The sequence below is a fragment of the Kribbella sp. NPDC055110 genome, from assembly GCF_053607525.1.
The window spans coordinates 1-15,983 of the sequence record NZ_JBSGTS010000030.1; the positions used below are offsets into that span (position 1 = coordinate 1).

17 protein-coding genes are annotated in these 15,983 nt (G+C 68.9%); 4 read left to right on the plus strand and 13 right to left on the minus strand.

All coding sequences use genetic code 11. The annotated features are described in order from the left end of the window. Nucleotides 1–338 precede the first annotated feature (338 nt). From ACWF0M_RS32670 to ACWF0M_RS32730, 13 genes are all read right to left on the minus strand, one after another. Complete coding sequence (locus ACWF0M_RS32670; protein ID WP_452239593.1) at nucleotides 339–1,010, minus strand: DUF1707 SHOCT-like domain-containing protein; 672 nt, start codon at nucleotides 1,008–1,010, stop codon at nucleotides 339–341. A 127-nt stretch (nucleotides 1,011–1,137) separates the two neighbouring features. Then, nucleotides 1,138–2,364 carry an MFS transporter gene (locus tag ACWF0M_RS32675; RefSeq protein WP_452239594.1) on the minus strand — a complete coding sequence of 409 codons (1,227 nt, stop codon included), beginning with the start codon at nucleotides 2,362–2,364 and terminating at the stop codon, nucleotides 1,138–1,140. Continuing rightward, entirely contained in the window at nucleotides 2,361–3,170 is an 810-nt protein-coding gene (locus ACWF0M_RS32680) for a Rossmann-like domain-containing protein (protein ID WP_452239595.1), read from the minus strand. Before ACWF0M_RS32680 ends, ACWF0M_RS32675 begins: the two co-directional genes overlap by 4 nt. Nucleotides 3,171–3,243: 73 nt before the next feature. After that, entirely contained in the window at nucleotides 3,244–4,302 is a 1,059-nt protein-coding gene (locus tag ACWF0M_RS32685) for a pyridoxal-phosphate dependent enzyme (protein ID WP_452239596.1), read from the minus strand. Continuing rightward, the gene (locus ACWF0M_RS32690) at nucleotides 4,299–5,942 is read right to left on the minus strand and encodes an ABC transporter ATP-binding protein (RefSeq protein ID WP_452239597.1); all 1,644 of its coding nucleotides are present in this window, start codon (nucleotides 5,940–5,942) and stop codon (nucleotides 4,299–4,301) included. The genes ACWF0M_RS32685 and ACWF0M_RS32690 overlap by 4 nt, the downstream gene beginning before the upstream one ends. Further along, a complete protein-coding gene (locus ACWF0M_RS32695) occupies nucleotides 5,939–6,769 on the minus strand; it encodes an ABC transporter permease (protein ID WP_452239598.1) in 831 nt (276 codons plus the stop codon). Before ACWF0M_RS32695 ends, ACWF0M_RS32690 begins: the two co-directional genes overlap by 4 nt. Further along, complete coding sequence (locus ACWF0M_RS32700) at nucleotides 6,766–7,704, minus strand: ABC transporter permease (protein ID WP_452239599.1); 939 nt, start codon at nucleotides 7,702–7,704, stop codon at nucleotides 6,766–6,768. Before ACWF0M_RS32700 ends, ACWF0M_RS32695 begins: the two co-directional genes overlap by 4 nt. Then, a complete protein-coding gene (locus tag ACWF0M_RS32705) occupies nucleotides 7,705–9,237 on the minus strand; it encodes an ABC transporter substrate-binding protein (protein WP_452239600.1) in 1,533 nt (510 codons plus the stop codon). 390 nt (nucleotides 9,238–9,627) lie between these two features. Next, nucleotides 9,628–10,110 (minus strand): MarR family winged helix-turn-helix transcriptional regulator, encoded by a 483-nt coding sequence (locus ACWF0M_RS32710; RefSeq protein WP_452239601.1) that lies wholly within the window; start codon nucleotides 10,108–10,110, stop codon nucleotides 9,628–9,630. A 43-nt stretch (nucleotides 10,111–10,153) separates the two neighbouring features. Next, nucleotides 10,154–11,131: a copper resistance D family protein gene (locus ACWF0M_RS32715; protein ID WP_452239602.1), complete on the minus strand. Its 978-nt coding sequence runs from the start codon at nucleotides 11,129–11,131 to the stop codon at nucleotides 10,154–10,156. A 10-nt stretch (nucleotides 11,132–11,141) separates the two neighbouring features. Beyond that, nucleotides 11,142–11,648, minus strand: a complete 507-nt coding sequence (locus ACWF0M_RS32720) for a copper resistance CopC family protein (protein WP_452239603.1) — start codon at nucleotides 11,646–11,648, stop codon at nucleotides 11,142–11,144. A gap of 2 nt (nucleotides 11,649–11,650) precedes the next feature. Further along, complete coding sequence (locus tag ACWF0M_RS32725; protein ID WP_452239604.1) at nucleotides 11,651–12,331, minus strand: YcnI family copper-binding membrane protein; 681 nt, start codon at nucleotides 12,329–12,331, stop codon at nucleotides 11,651–11,653. A 47-nt stretch (nucleotides 12,332–12,378) separates the two neighbouring features. Then, complete coding sequence (locus ACWF0M_RS32730) at nucleotides 12,379–12,903, minus strand: hypothetical protein (protein ID WP_452239605.1); 525 nt, start codon at nucleotides 12,901–12,903, stop codon at nucleotides 12,379–12,381. 78 nt (nucleotides 12,904–12,981) lie between these two features. Between ACWF0M_RS32730 and ACWF0M_RS32735 the strand changes: the two genes are divergently transcribed. From ACWF0M_RS32735 to ACWF0M_RS32750, 4 genes are all read left to right on the plus strand, one after another. Next, nucleotides 12,982–13,503 carry a SigE family RNA polymerase sigma factor gene (locus ACWF0M_RS32735; protein WP_452239606.1) on the plus strand — a complete coding sequence of 174 codons (522 nt, stop codon included), beginning with the start codon at nucleotides 12,982–12,984 and terminating at the stop codon, nucleotides 13,501–13,503. Next, on the plus strand, nucleotides 13,500–14,273 hold the full coding sequence (locus ACWF0M_RS32740; protein ID WP_452239607.1) for a hypothetical protein: 774 nt from the start codon (nucleotides 13,500–13,502) through the stop codon (nucleotides 14,271–14,273). Before ACWF0M_RS32735 ends, ACWF0M_RS32740 begins: the two co-directional genes overlap by 4 nt. 20 nt (nucleotides 14,274–14,293) lie before the next feature. Next, a complete protein-coding gene (locus ACWF0M_RS32745; RefSeq protein WP_452239608.1) occupies nucleotides 14,294–15,127 on the plus strand; it encodes an ROK family protein in 834 nt (277 codons plus the stop codon). A gap of 137 nt (nucleotides 15,128–15,264) precedes the next feature. Continuing rightward, the gene (locus tag ACWF0M_RS32750; protein ID WP_452239609.1) at nucleotides 15,265–15,948 is read left to right on the plus strand and encodes a pentapeptide repeat-containing protein; all 684 of its coding nucleotides are present in this window, start codon (nucleotides 15,265–15,267) and stop codon (nucleotides 15,946–15,948) included. Nucleotides 15,949–15,983: the final 35 nt, after the last annotated feature.

Genomic DNA, 15,983 nt, shown 5'->3' on the forward strand with positions numbered 1-15,983 from the left:
CGCCCTCATCGCCCTGGCCATGCTCACCCTCGGCGGCTACCGCCCACCCCTCCCCGGCCGAAACTGACCCACGGATCAGTCAGAAGAGCCGGATAACCGCTCTCTTGCGAGATCCGTGGGGGCATTGCCTGTCTGCGTCTCAGCGGGTGGATCGTGGCGGGTGCGAGGCGACGGCGGAGACCGTAGGAACTGATGTCTGGAGACAGGCACTGGTGGGCGGAGACAGGAAATTACGGGTTCCAGCATTCCACGGCCTGTCTCAAGTCCCCGGATGCAGTCACCATCGCCCATTCCGCGGACTGGAGAGCCGGGGAGATGTGGCTGGGTGGTGGGGTTGGCTAGTGGAGTTCGTGGTGGCCTTTGCCTTTGAGTTTTTTGCCGTGGCGTTTGGCTGAGGACTGGCCGCCGACGCCGCCGAACAGGGCCAGGCCCTTGATCACGACGACGGGTGCGTTCGGGTCCGGGTCGTCGCTGCCGCGGGCGCCGAAGCCGCCGAAGATGCCGACGCCCTCGTTGCGCACGGTCACGCCTTCCGGGACGGTGATGTCGATGCCGCCGAACACCGCGAACGCCCAGATCGTCACCTCGCGGCCCTCGAAGACCGCGTTGGTCATGTCGAGGTCGTGCCCGCCGAACACCGCGAACGCGTTGGTACGGCGCTTCACCCGCCAGCGCCCCTTCCGCTCGCCGCCGCCGAAGATCGCGACCATCGTGTCGAAGCTGTGCTCCGGGTCGGCCGGCTCCTCGATCGGCACCAGGCTGGTCGACGCGGCCGCGGCCGACTGTGCCACGGGCGTCGGCTGACCCGGTACGACGAGGTCGCGGGTGATCGGTTCGAGCTCGCCGAGGGTCTTCGCCTCCAGGGTCTGCTCGAGGCGCTCGGCGTGCTCCTCCTGCGTCAACCGGCCCGACATCAGGGCGTCCCGCAGTACGTCGACCACCTGGTCACGATCGATGTCGGACGCCCGCAGATGCGCGTGCGGATGCGGGCGGTCGGGCAGGTTCTCCATAAGACGGAACGATATATCGTCGCAGGCTCGGTGAGGACCCCGATCAGTCCCGGAACCGACCCTTACTGCACCTCCTCTTTGAGCACCCACCAACCACTTTCGGGCCGCCTAAACGGTTGATGAGTGCTCAAAGATGCTGAGGTGCGCGGCGGATGCGGAGGGCGAGGAGGAGTGCGGCGAGGGTGATCGCGGCGAACGTGATCGCCGTACCGGGGTAGCCCCCGAGGCCTAGGCCGAGGCCGCCGACTGCGGCGCCGAGGAACGTGCCAAGGCTCATGCCGGCCGCGTTGACACTGAGCGCGGAACCCCGGAGATCACCGCTGCGACGGACCAGCGAGGTGGTGACACAAGCCGCGACCGTTGCGTGGCTGGCGCCCATCAGCGCGGTGAGGAGCAGCGTGAGCGGAAGCGTCGGCGAGAAGTAGATCGTGGAGACCGCAAGCAGGGCAACGGTGATGCCGCCGACGAGCAGCCGTTCGGGAGTGACCCACGAACGATCGGCCGCGAGGTACCGGCCGGAGAGCAGGTTGCCGAGGAAGAACGACGCGCCGCTGAGCGACCAGACCAGCGCGAACCAGCCCGGTGCGAGGTCGAACTTCTCGTCGTAAAACGCCGCGAGGTAAGCGAGGTAGCCCATGAAGGCGGCAGTCCGCAGCATCGCGACAGCCAGCAGCGGCAGCGCGCCGCGGATCCGAGCCAGCGCGCGGTACGTCGCCAGGTAGCTCATCCGCTCCCTGCTGGTGATCGGCGCTTTCCGCCCGCGCCCGCGCCAGAAGAAGGCCGCTGCCAGGGCGAGCGATATCGCCGACGCCGCCAGCAGGTTGCCCCGCCAGCCCCAGATCAGTCCCGGCCCGGCGAGCACCGGAGCCGCCAGCATCGCCATCGCCGACGTCGTCGCGGACACCAGCGTCGCCGCGCGTCCCGCCGCTGCCGGCGACCTGAACCGGTCTGCCGCCGCGGCCCCGATCGACGGCGCCAGGATCGACGTCGACGCCCCGATCAGCAGACAGAAGGCAGCCAGCGCAAGCACGTTGCCCACGGCCCCCAACGCCGCCGAGATTGCTAGCAGTGCTAGCCCGCCCGCAGCGACCAGCTCCCGCGGTGCCCGGTCCATCAGCGGCGCCAGCACCACACCAACCGCTAGCGCTGCTAGCCCCCCGAGCCCTCGCAGGCCACCGATCTCCGCGACGCTCCCGCCGGCGGCCTCGGAGATCGGCACCAGGTACATCCCGAACACCGTGAACGGGATCAGGCTCACGGTCGACGCCAGCAGGAACGGCCACAGCCGCCGGGCCATCCGAAGATCGCCCGGCACTGCGGCCGCGGGTGCGGTGAGGTTCTGCTGCGTGGTCATGTATCCGTCCTGTAGCGATAGAGGCTGCTCGGGCGGGAGCTGAACTGGGAAAAGGGAAACGGTTCCGCGGACAGCGCGGTAACGCCGGCGCCGAGGAATGCACGGGCCACGGCACTGCCGGTCTGGGCGTAGATAGCGAGTGGTTTCGATTGCTCACGGCAACGATCGAGGAGTACGTCGAAGCTTCCGTTGGACAATGTCATACCGGTGGCGACAACCGCGTCGGCGGCGTCGATCACCTCGGTCATGTTGCGGGACACGGGCAGACCGGAGGCGGTCTCGCGGAGGTTGAAGTCGCACGGGAGACAGATTCCGCCGCGGTCCGTGATCGCGTCGACGAGTGGGTTCACGACACCGATCAGGGCGACTTTGGTGCCGTCGGCAACATCGAGCAGTCCGGCGACCGCTGCGTCACGGGCACGGGCGCGAACGTCCGGCGTACCGGCGGGAAGGACGACTTCCTCGGCGTACGGCGAGGAAGGGTGCGGCTCGACCGCGGCCAGGTACGCGTCGAGTGCGGCGATCCGGACGGGCAGCGGGTCGTTGGAGGAGAGTACGTCGGCGAGCGTGCGGCCGGAGGTGTCGGCGCAGTACGCCGGGTCGAGCGCGCCCGCCTCGAAGGAGGAGGCGCCGAACACCTCTCCTACTCGCAACAGCACGTAATAGTTCCGGTACGTGACGTCGGCGCCGGGTAGGCGCGTCGTGTGGTGCAGCCAGAACGCACTGGTGATGTCGTGGTCCGCCGGCGACGGACCACGTTTTCCGGCGAGTACGTCTGCGGTCAGATCAGCCACGTTGACGGTCATGGAGATCGGTCAGCCTTTCTGGGTTGTACTGCAGGGCGGTTCGGGCGGAGCGGTGCCCGCTCGCAGGGACACATTAATGCGACGGAGTCGCAGATGGAAACTCTTCGCGCCGGGCCTGCGCGGATTCCCTCCGGTCCCACGACATCGCCGACCACGGCACCGCGAGCTCGTCCAGCGAGTCGATCTCCCGCGGTCGCATCGACGCCATCGGCCGCGCCTCGGCATGCCGGGCGAACGCGGACTCGACGTACCGCGTCCCGGTGTCCGCGGCCAGGAAAACGTGTTTCCGCCCGCGGTCGCAGTGGTGTTCCCACAACGCCGTCAGGTACGCCGCCCCGGCGGACAGCCCCGCGAAAACGCCGGACGTGCGGAGCAGATCCACCGCCGCCGACATCGCATAGTCGAACGAGACCCAGTGCAACCGGTCGTACAGCTCGTGCCGCACGTTCCGGAACTCGATCGAGCTGCCGATCCCCGCGATGATCATTTCCGGATCCTGCGTATGCCCGGCCCCGAACGTGATACTCCCAAACGGCTGCACGCCGACCAGATTCACGTCCCGGCCGCGCTCCCGCAGGTACGCCGCGATCGCCCCGGTCGAAGCGCCCGTACCGACGCCGCCGACCAGACACAGCGGACCAGCCGGCACCAGCTCCGCCACGAGATCCGCGACCGCGCGGTACCCGAGATAGTGGATGTCGTCGTGGTACTGCTGCATCCAGTGGTACGTCGGGTTGTCGCGGAGGATCTCGCCGATCCGGCGGACCCGGAGGTTCTGGTCGAGCTGCAGGTTGTTCGACGACGGCACCTGCTCGACGGTCGCGCCGAGGATCTCGAGCTGGATCCTCAGCGTCCGGTCGACCGTGGTCGAGCCGACGATGTGGCACCGCATCCCATACCGGTGGCAGGCGAGCGCGAGGGCGTGCGCGTAGATCCCGCTCGAGCTGTCGATCAGCGTGTCACCGGGCCGGACCTGCCCGGTCTCCAGGAGCCGGCGGACGGCGCCGAGCGCGGAGTACACCTTCATGGTCTCGAACCGCAGGCAGATCAGATCGTCGCCGGTGCCGGAACTGACCCGGATCGGGTCCGGGTCCTTGATGGCCTCCGCCAGGTGGTCGTGCAGTCGCGTCATCGGCGCGGTTCGCTCCTTGGGTCGGTTGTCAGCACAGGCGGAGTCACTACAGGCGGAGTCATTGCGGGCGGGGTCTTTGCGGGCGGAGATTCGGGGTCGCCGATCCGGGCGGCCGCGACCAGCCGCTTGGTCAGCTCGTGGTGCGGGGCGGTCGTGATCGTCGCGGGCGGGCCCTGTTCGACCACCCGGCCGGCGTCGAGGACCAGGACCCGGTCCGCGACGGCCGCGACCAGGCGCAGGTCGTGACCGATCCAGATCAGCGCCGTACCGCGGTCCTTGAGTTCGGCCAGGAGGTCGAGGACGAGCGCCGTACCGTGGTCGTCGAGGGCGGTGGTGATCTCGTCACAGATCAGTACGTCGGGATTCGCTAGCACTGCTCGCGCGAGCGCGGAGCGTTGCAGCTCGCCGCCGGACAAGCGGCTGGGTGGACGAGCGGCCGTGATCGCGGCGACGCCGAGACGCGCGAGCGTGGCGACGGCTTCGGCGTGGGCCTGATCTGATGCGAGTCCGCGGAGGCGCTGCGCCGTACGTGCGACCTGCTGGTCGACGGGACGGCGTTCGTCGAAGGAGCCGCGGACCTCCTGCCAGACGTACTGGACGCGGCGGTGCTGGTCGCGGGTGCGCTTACGGAGCACCGGGAGCGGTTTGTCGTCGAGCAGGATGGTGCCCGTGTAGCGCTCGTGCAGGCCGGCCAGGCAGCGGGCCAGCGTGGTCTTGCCGCTGCCGGAGCGGCCGACGACCCCGAGGCAGGTGCCTGCGCGGACAGCGAGGTCGGCCTCGTGCAGGACGACAGCGCGGCCGCGAGGACGCACCGAGGCTGACAGATTCATTGCCGTTAGCAACGGTTGTCCGGCGGCGGAGGTTCCCACGATCTTCAGGTCAGGCGCGGGCGGGAGTACGTCGGTGGCGATCGCCTGACCGGCATCGAGGACGACGACGCGGGACGCGAGCGCGCGGACCAGGTCGAGATCGTGACTGAGCAGCAAGATGCCGAGACCGGTGGCGGCGAGCTCCCGGAGCTCGTGGACGAGTTGCAGCCGGGTGATCGAGTCGAGGCCGGTGCTCGGCTCGTCGAGTACGAGGACCTTCGGGCGGCAGGTGAGCGCCTGCGCGAGCACCACTCGTTGCCGCTGGCCACCGGAGAACTGATGCGGAAAACGTTTGAGGGTTGCGCGATCCCCGGGTAGTTGGGCTGCGCGGACCGCCTCGCGGGAATCTCCGTTGTGCAGCTTCGCCAGCTCCTGCAGCGTCGTGCCGATGCGCCTGGCCGGATTCAGCGCGCTGCCGGGATGCTGCGGCATGTAGGCGACGATGCGGCCGCGGACAGTCGGCGCGGCCGCCGTCACACCGTTGCCGTCGACAACCAGTTGGCCGGCGACCTCGACGTGTCCGGCGAGCTGTACGCCGTCACCGTGTTCTCCTAGCAGTGCTAGCGCCGACGTCGTCTTCCCCGACCCGGACGCGCCGACCAGAGCAGTCACCTCCCCCGCGACAACCTCGAAAGATACGTTGTCGACGAGCACCGCGTCCCGAGCGGTCGCAGACAGCCCAGCCACCCGCACGACCACCTCCGCTGCACCCGGCGCAGGCGGCTGAGCCGTCGTCGGCCCACCCGCTGCCGGGTCGTCGTCGCGCCTCATCTTGCGCTCGTCGCGAGGCGGCGGGAGTGGTGTACAAGGCGGTCGGCCAGGAGGTTGAAGCCCAGGGTGAATGACACGAGGAGGAGTGCGGGAGCTAGCACCGACCACGGTTGGAGGAGGAGGCCTTCGCGGTTGCGGGACACGCTGACTGCCCAGTCCGGCGCGGTCGGGCTCAGGCCGAGTCCGAGGAAGTTGACGGAGGCGACGAGGAACACCGCGAGCGTGATCCGGGTGCCGAGATCCGCTGCGACCGGGCCGAGGACCGAGCGTCCGACGTACCCGAGCTGGATCGTGAACCACGACTCCCGCTGCATCCGGAGCGCCTCGACGACCGGTCCACTCGCCGCGTCCAGGGCGGCCGCTCGCACGAGTCGTGCGACGGTCGGGACGTTCACCATCGCGACGGCGACCGTGATTGCCGCCGCGGATGCGCGCCAGCCGACGGCGACCACGCTGATCACGAGGAGGGACGGGAGCGGCAGCAGTACGTCGAGCGGTCGCATCATGCCTTCGTCCAGCCATCGATGCCGGGTCGACGCGCCCGTCAGCCCGATCAGTCCGCCCACCAGATACGCGATCACCACCGCCCCGATCGCCATCCCGAGCGCCGTCCGCCCACCTACCAGCAAGAGCCCCAGAACATCCCGGCCCAACCCATCCGTCCCCAACACGCCTTCGGACGAGTAGGGCAGGCCCGGCCGAGCGTCGTACGGCAGGAACGGGCCGACCACGGCGACGACGAGCGGCACCGCAACCAGCGCCACGGCTGCCACCCCACCTACCCGCGAGCCACCCGCCGCGGGGTCGCCGCCTTCGCGCGGGTTCATCGGAGGACTTCCGATCGCGGAACCAGCCGGTTGCAGACGAGGTCGGCCCCGAGGTTGATGAGGAGGGCGGCGACGGCCAGGACAAGCGTGAGGCCTTGAACCGTGGGGATGTCGCGGGTCTCCACGCCGTCCACGAGCGCGGTCGCGAAGCCGGGAATGGCGAAGATGGCTTCAACGACCAGGACACCACCCAGAAGCGTGTCGCCAGTACGGGCCAATTCCTGTACTCCGGGAACCGCCGCGTTCGGGAGGACGTGGCGGAGCAGGAGTTGCCGTCGTGGGACGCCGAGCCGACGGGCCTGCGTCACGTACTCGGCGTTCAGCGCAGCAACCGTCCCGGCCCGAACTTGACGCGACAGCAGGCAGACGGTCCGGCCGAAGAGTACAGCGATCGGGAGGATCAACAGGGTCGGTGAGGAAACGAGGTTTCCGCCCAGCCACGTCGCGGGCAACCAGCCGAGTTTCAGCGAGAACACCGCAACCAGGACCACCGCGATCACGAAGTCCGGGATCGCGGACAGCGCCAGCGTGATCGACGTGATCGTACGGTCGACGCGCCCGTTCTCACGGGTCCCCATCACGATGCCGAGGGCAACGGCCAGCGGTACGACGATCGCTAGCGTCGCTAGCGTGAGTACGAGCGTCGCGCCGATCGAGTGCCGCACGATGTCGACGACGGGTCCCCCGCTGATCAACGACGTACCCAGATCGCCTGTCAACACGTTGCCCAACCAGTGCACGAACCGTTCGACAGGAGGCTGGTCGAGGCCGAGCTCACTCCGAAGCGCAGCGACCTGCGACGGCGTCAACGTCTCTGTGAACCGCAGGTCTGCCGCGTCCCCGGGCAGCAACGACGTCAGGACGAATACGAGCACCGAGAGCACAGCCAGTTGGACGATCGCGAGCCCCGCCCGTTGGGCGGCGTACGACCGCATTCAGGCCAGCCACACCTTGTCGAACCGGCCCTGGTCCAACGTGTTCGGCGGCACCGCCTGTACTCCCTGCACCTTCGACGAAACCGCGATCAGGTAGTCCGGCAGCCCCCACGCGAGGATCCCGCCCTCGTCCCGAACGGTCCTCTGCAGTACGCCGTACTTCGCGGACCGCTCCTCCTCGGACGTCACCGCCCGCGCCGCCGCGAACGCGGTATCGAACGCCGGCCGCCGCCAGTGCGTCACGTTGAACGGCGAATGCGACAGCAACCGATCGGTGACGTATTGCGGAATCGGCATCGCCCCCGACCGATGGTTGCCGATAGCCCCTTTCGTCAACAGGTCCTTCGCGTAGGTCTGCGGGCTCGCGGTCGTCACCTTCAACCGAACCCCGGCCTCGGCGACCTGCTCTGCGAACAGCGTCGCCGCCTCGACGAAACCGGCCGACGCGTCCGCGGTGAAGATCTCCACCTCCTTGCCGGCCAGCCCGGCCTTCTTCAGCAGGCTCCGCGCCTGGTCGACGTCACGCTCCCGGGCCGGCAGATCGGCCGGATAGTACTGATACCCCTTGCCGAACAGGTCGTTCCCCACCTCACCCCGCCCGGCGAGTACGACGTCCACCAGCCGCTGCCGGTCCGCCACCAGCTTGAACGCGAGCCGTACGTCGGGATTGTCGAACGGCGGCCGGTCGACCTTCATCACGAACGCCTGCATCGTGCTGGCCTTCGCCGCCACGATCCGCACCGTCTTTCCGGCCTCCGCGGTCCGCGCGAACGTCGCGGTCATGTCGTTGGCGTACTCCGCCTGACCACCTTGTACGGCGTTCGCGCGCGCCTCGGAATCGGCCGACAGAACGTGCAATTCCTCGATCCGCGCGGGCCCGTCCCAGTAGTCGTCGTACCGCGAAGCGACCATCGAACGGCCGGCCTCGAACGACACGTACCGGAACGCGCCGGTGCCGACGGGTTTGGCCGGATCCTTGAACCCGTTCCGCACGATCTGCGTGCCGATTCCGGCGAGCAGCGCGGGGAATTCCGCGTTCGGCTGGGTCAGCACCAGCTCGACCGTCGCGGGGCCGATCGCCTTGCTGTGCTTGAGATCCAGCGTCGCGAGCGACGACTGCGCGACCCGCTCCGGTACGGCGGGATCCACGATCCGGGCGATGCTGTACAGCACATCCTCGGCGACCAGTTTCGCGCCGTCGTGGAAGGTCGCGTCGCGCAGGCTGAACCGCCAGGTGGTCGCCGTACCGTCGTGTTCCCATTTCGACGCGAGCCGCGGAACGGGCTTCAGATCCGGGCCGAGCTCCACCAGTTTCTCGTAGATCGCCTTGTGCCGCGCGATGTCCACGAACAGGCTCTGCACGTGCGGGTCGAGCACCTCCTTCGCCCCGCCGCCGGCGTACACGGCACGCAACCGCCCGCCCTGCGTGGGTTGCGCGGCTCCCCCGCCGTCCGCCCCACATCCGGTGATCGCCGCCAGCCCGGCAACCCCTGCCAGCCCCAAGAACCCACGCCTACCCAACGCCTCGGACACGCGCCACATCCTCACCTTAGTGAAAACGGTTGTCAAATCCAGCGCGCATCCGAACCCGACGCGATCATTCTTTCCGCAGCGCTCCCCTGCCCGCCCGCCGTAACGGCGTGTCACGGCCACACCGCACCCCCGCCACCGCACCTGGCCCGTCGAGGCTTCCTTCATCGCAGGGCACACACGCGGGGATATCCGACCGCGTTGTGCCTTCTCGGTTGGTATACGAAGGGATAACCCACAACACCAGGGGATATCCGCTGGATGTGCGGGTGTTGGGTTGCCGCCTGGATGATCAGGTTGGTGGCGGGGAGGGCGGGTGCCCGCCGGGATGGTGCGGCGAGTTACTGGGGAGGTGGACGACCGCCGGGGTGGTGCGGCGGGCGGGTGGGGGAACTACTCGTCGCAGTCCGGGGTGGCGCAGGTGGTGGGGAGGTTGGCGGCGATGCGGTTGAGGAGGGTGGTGAGCTGGGCCTGCTCGTCCGCGGTCAGGTGGTCGAAGAAGTAGCTGCGGACAGCGGCGACGTGGTCGGGGGCGGCGGAATCGATCGCTTTCCGGCCGAGTGCGGTGAGGCGAACCATCGAGCCGCGGGCGTCGGAAGTGCATTCCTCGCGGGTGACCAGGCCGCGCTTCTCCATCCGGCTGACCTGGTGCGACAGGCGGCTGCGTTCCCAGCCGACCGAGCGGCCGAGGTCACGGGTGCGGAGCAGGCCGTCCTCGGCCTCGGAGAGCGGGTGCAGCAGGGCGTAGTCGGCGCCGGACAGACCCGAGTTCGTGATCATCCGCGCCTCGAGCGCCCGCATCAGTTCGCGATGCGTGTCGCGGTACGACTGCCAGAGCGCCGCCTCCTGCGCCCCGAGCCACTCCGGTTCCTTCATCCACCCATTGTACGGACGAACGTTGACATGTCACCGAGTCACGTCAAGGGGTGCGCGACAGGGCAACCGCGAGGCCGACGGTGCCGGCCATCACCGCGAGTTCTAGCACTGCTAGCTGCCGGAACGCGGCAGGGTCGCCGGTCGCCAGCCGCGGGATCGTGGTCCGCCGATGCAGCCACCCGACGAACACCAGAGTCGCGACCGCAAGCGTTTTCCCGAGTACGAGTACGCCGTACCCGGTAGTCACCCATTGCGTGATCAGCCCCCAGCCGCCCTGGCGGCCGTCGAGGTGGATCTCGGCGGTGAGGAGTCCGGTGATGCCCATCGTCACGGCGCACACGAACGCGAGCGTGCTGAACAGTTCGACGGCCTCGCGGGAGCGGGTGTAGCGCAGTACTGCACCCAGCCCGCCGATCCACGCGGTCGCGGCGACGACGTGCACAACAAGTGATGAGGTGGCGAGAACGGACCACAGGCTGGTCCGGTCGATCGCGCCGTGGCCGGTCAGCAAGGGGCCGGTGAGGGCGGCGATCGTGAGTACGGCGGCCAGGCGGGCGGTGCGCAATGTCCTGGTGCCGCTGAGGATCACGGCGAGTACGGCGGTCAGCACGACGGCGACTGCCAGCGCGCGGACCTGGCTCAGTTGGCCGGCCGGTTCGGCGTGCTCGGCGAGATGGGACAACGGGATGCCGAGGATCACGGTGGCGGTCGCGATCAGGCCGCCGATGCTCGCGACCGCCCAGATCCCGGCGGCCAGCGCGGCATCCTGACAGGCGCGGATCGCCTTGTTTCCGAGCATTCCGTCCTTCGCCGGCAGGAACAGTGCGACCGCCACCACGGCTCCAGCGGTTGCCACCGCGGCCGCGTCCGCGACAAACCGCAGTACCGGAACTGCCCAGGAAACAGCCATTCCGGCACCGAGCAGGCCGTCCGCCGCCCGCTTCGGCGCACCGCCGGCGGCGAGCAGCGCGACCACCATCACAACGATGCCGGTAGCAACTATCCCCAGAACACGTCTCATGAGGCGCGTGTCATGAGGCCGGACGGCGCCGGACGATCACCACGGCCAACGCCACGACCACGAGCATCACCAGGCACATCGCGACGATCGTCACCATGTTGGAGTTGCCCCCGGACTGAGCCGGAGCGTCCGCCGGTTGGGTGGCGGGGTGGCCCGCGTGGGTGACGGTGAAGGAGCCGCTGACCGTGATCGGGTGGCCGTCGGCCGAGACCACGCGGGCCTCGACGGTGTACTTGCCGGCCTCGATCATCGCGCCGACCGGCTGGGTGACCGTGTTGTCGACCACCTGGACGTCACCGTTCGCGACGTTCGTACCGCTCGGCGCCTTCACCTGCACCTGCGTCCCGTTGGACCCGACCGGCTCGTTGAAGGTCAGGACGACCTTGGTCGGCGGCGCGGCCATCGACGAACCGTCGGTCGGCGTCATCGACTCGAGCTTGGCGTGCGCCGCCGCCACGCCGGCGGAAACCACCAGCGTGAACAGCGACGCGACCAGGACAGCGATCAATCGGCGCACGGCTACTGCTTCTCCACATGAACAGCCACAGCGCCACGCGGCCGCAGCCCGAACGCCAGCCCGAGCAACCCGACCAGCAAACCGCCGCCGCCGAGCCACCGCGCCAACGTGTCAGAGGAATCCGCGGACGCTGCAACAGGCGTGACCGCCGCCGCCAGCTTCAATGTCGGCGCCGGGCGTTCGGCCTCAGCGCCGTCCTTCGCGGCGTCGGCCCACTTCACCACCGCACCGTCGCTGTACGTCTGATCCGTCGGGAAACTCAACGCATCCACGCCTTCGGGCAGCTTCCCGACCGACAGCGAGAACTCGTCGAAGTCGTTCGGCGGGATCCCGGCCGCGGTCGCGGTCCAGGTGATCGTGGTGATCGCCTTGGTCAGCGTGACGTCATCGACATTCACCGCGGCCGGAAGCTGCTCTTCCTTCTTCTCCACCTTCCATCCGTCCTTCACCTGCGCCCCCACGTGCGCGAACGGATGGTCCTTGGGCAACGAGACGACGAGCTTCGTGGTGCTGGTGTTGTCCGACTCGGTCGGCACCCGGAACACCAGCTTGGCGTACCCGCCGGGCTTGGCGTCCGGCGACGACACCGTCACGTGCGCCGACGCCGAGCTCGCGGCGCCGATCGCGACGAGCGCGGAGGCCGCGACGATCGCGCCGGCGCGCAGGACGAATCTCTTGGGCATGAGAGAACCTTTCAAGGCATACGAGTAGTCCGGCACGATCGGCCGGCTCAGAAAGTTGCAGTTACTCGTACGCCGGGAGGCCCGCGCCCGGAGACGTTTGTGCCGAGCCGGGATCCGGTCGGGGTCCACGACGTGAAGAGTCCAAGCGCTGCGGGGACGAGCAGCAGCGGACGCAGTACCGGCAACTTCGGGAGCAGTCGCGCGAACACCCGCCGTACCCGATAGACCCAGCGGTGCGCCTGGCCGATCGCGAGGACGCCCGCCAGCAACGCACCGAGGTGGGTCGCCGTCATCATCAGGCTGCTCGCGATCGACATCCCGTGATGCCCGTGATGCATGGTCATCGAGTCCAACGCGACATGCACGAACAGCTGCACCCCGGCCAGCACGAGCGCGGTCAGCAGCCGCTCCCCCGCCAGGTACTCACCCAACAGCCAGCAGACCCCGGCCAACGCAGCCAGCGGAGGTACGACGCCTACCGGCACACCGCCGCCCCCGACGAGCGCGTGACCGACCACCGCCACCGCGACGCTCAGCGCCGCGACCGCGGACGTCGTACGGCTCTCGGTCACGCAAAGAGTGTCCCGCAGTCATGCAACCATTTGTGCACCCCACCACGTTTCACTCGGCATGACTGGGGAGGGCCGCGGGTGAGACCCGAGACGGAGCAGGACTACGTCGAGTTCGTGACCCATCATGCCAACTCTCTGTGCCGGACCGCCTACCTTCTGTGCGGGGACTGGCGGCGGGCCGAGGACGCGACTCAGGAGGCTCTGATCCGGCTGTACCGGGTCTGGGGTCGGATCCAGCGCAAAGGCGCCGTCGGTGCGTACGCGCGGAAGGTCGTCGTCTCCACCACCCTCGACGCGCTCCGCCGGAAGTCCAGTGGAGAGGTCGTCGGCGGCGACGAGTACTTCGCCAACGAGGCCGAGGCCGACGTGTTGGGCGTGATCGAGAACCGGATGGTGATCACCAAGGCCCTCGCCGAGCTACCGCCCCGCCAGCGCGCGTGCGTCGTACTGCGGTACTTCGACGAGCTGTCCGTCGAAGAGACCGCGATCGCCCTCGACTGCCGCCCCGGAACCGTGAAGAGCCAGACACTGCGCGCTCTGGAAAAGCTGCGCACCCATCCGTCCCTGGCCGAACTCTCCGACCTGGTGGGGATCAGATGACGGGCGAACTGAAGACCTTGATGGACGCGGCCACCGAGCGCGGTACGTCGTTCGCGCCCGACGCGACCGAACTGGTCGCGGCCGGCCGGCACCGGATCCGGCGCCGTCGCGCCCTGCTGACCGCCGCCACGGCCGTCGGCACCGCGACCGCCGTCGTCGCCGTACTGCTGGTGGGCCGGATCGCGGACCCCCGCACGGACCCGCAGCCGGCGACCGTCGCCCAGCCCGCCGCGATCACCGATCTGTGCGCGAAATCCGACGATTTCTTCCACACCGTGAACGACGACGCCTGGCGACGGCAGGTGGTCGCCGGCTGGACCTACAAGGTCGTCGAGGTGACCGATGCCGACGGCGCGATGACGGTCCGCCGGTCGCCGGACGGGTCGCAGTACGCGTACTGCGTGGCGGGGGTGCCGATCCAGGAGCAACCGCTGGGTGGGTTCGGCTCGGTGCTGCTGAACGTCGGCATCGTCAGGCGCGAGTACCAGATCCAGCGCTACTGGAGCATGGGGTGCGGCAACGAACCGGTGGAGAGGAACTACGTGCAGACCAGCTGCAGTGGTGTGCGGTACAGCTACGCGGGCCGGGTGCCGGAGGGAGTCACCCGGATCGCGTTCACCGGCCTCCTGCAGCGCGCCGACGCCACAATCAAGGGGGGCTACTGGGTACACCGCGTCTATACCGACGACATCCGGAAAGGAAACTCCGACCCGATCTACATCACCATGTACGACGCCACCGGCAAGCAGGTCTTCCAGGAGCGGTACTGACGTCCTGCGATGATGTCCGGATGGACGTAGCTGTGCTGGAGATCGGGGGAAGCCACGTCACGGCGGCCGTGGTGGCGCCCGGCACGTGGGACGTGACCGAGGTGGACCGGGCGAAGCTCGAGTCGCAGCAGGCCGCCGAGGTGGTGGTCGAGCAGCTCGCGGAGACGGCCCGGAAGTTGCCGCTGGCAAACGGTCTGGCGGTCGCCCTGCCCGGTCCGTTCGACTTCGCCACCGGGGTCGCGTGGTACCGCGGGCAGGGCAAGTTCGACCAGCTGTACGGGTTCAATCTCGGCGCCGCACTGAGCGGCGAACTCGGCATCGACCGGTTGCTGTTCATGAACGACGCGGAGGCGTTCGCGGTCGGCGAGTGGACCGCGGGCGAGGTCCGCGGCGTCGAACGCTGCGTCGGCGTCACGATCGGCACCGGCATCGGTACGGCGTTCCTCACCGACGGCCGCGTGGTCCGAGACGGCGGCACCGTCCCGCCGGGCGGTGAGCTCTACAGGACGTCGTACGCCGGGAAGCCGCTGGAGGACTCGATCTCCGCACGCGCGATCCTCCGCCGGTACGCCGAGAGCACCGGAACGGAAGCCCCCGGCGTCAAGGAGATCGCCGACCGGGCCCGCACCGGCGACACCGCCGCCCGCGAGGTGCTGACAGCCTGCTTCACCGACCTGGCCGCCGCCCTCCACCCGTGGCTGGACCGCTTCGGCGTAACGCAGACGGTCCTCGGCGGCTCGATCTCCGGAGCCTTCGACCTGGTCGAATCAGTCCTCGACTTCCGCGCCTCCGCGACGCAGGACACCGAGCGATCGGCACTCGTAGGCGCCGCCGCTCACTACCTCAGATCCTGAGGCGGACGTCAGCCACTCACCAACTGCGGCCGAAGGCCACCTCTAGCCGCCGGCTGAGCGTGAGTCGCGCCGGCGAGCGGCAGTTGATGAGTGGTGGGCGTCCGCATGTTGTCGGTGGACGCCGCTAGGTTGACGCCATGCCACCCCGGAAACCCGCCACGATCGCCGCGCCCCGACTGCGCGCCGAGCTCGAGTCCAGCCTGCCCGAGGAGATCGAGGACGAGGAGCGGTTGCTCGATCTGGGTCTGGAGGACGTGGACCTGAGTGATCTGGAGGCCGAGCACGTCGAGATCAGCGGCTGCCGGTTCACCCGGAGCAAACTGGCCGGGTCCGACTTGGAGAAGCTGATCCTGGTCGACACCGAGCTCGCGCAGTGCGACCTTGCGAACTCCCGCTGGTCCGACGCGGCCCTGACCCGGGTCGCGATCACGGGCTCCCGGATGATCGGGTTCGCCGGACCGGGCGCGAGCCTCCAGCACGTGACCGTCCAGGACACCGTGCTCGACTTCGCGTCGTTCCGGTTCGCGAAGTTCTTCAAGGTCGAGCTCACCGACTGCCGGCTGCAGAGCGCCGACTTCGTCTCCGCCGACCTGACCGGCGCGGTGTTCCGGCGCTGCGACCTGTCCGGCGTGGAGTTCTCCCAGGTCAAGGCGGCCAAAGCGGTGTTCGTCGACTGCACGTGGGACGGCGCCAAGGGCCTCGCGTCCCTGTCCGGCGCGACCGTGGCGGCGTCCTCCCCGATCGACACGCTGGCGTTCACCAGCGCGGTCACCGTCGCGGCGGGCATCACACTGGCCCATCCGGACGACCTCCAGGCGTGATCCGGCCCACGTAGGAGTCCGCCGTACGCCGGATA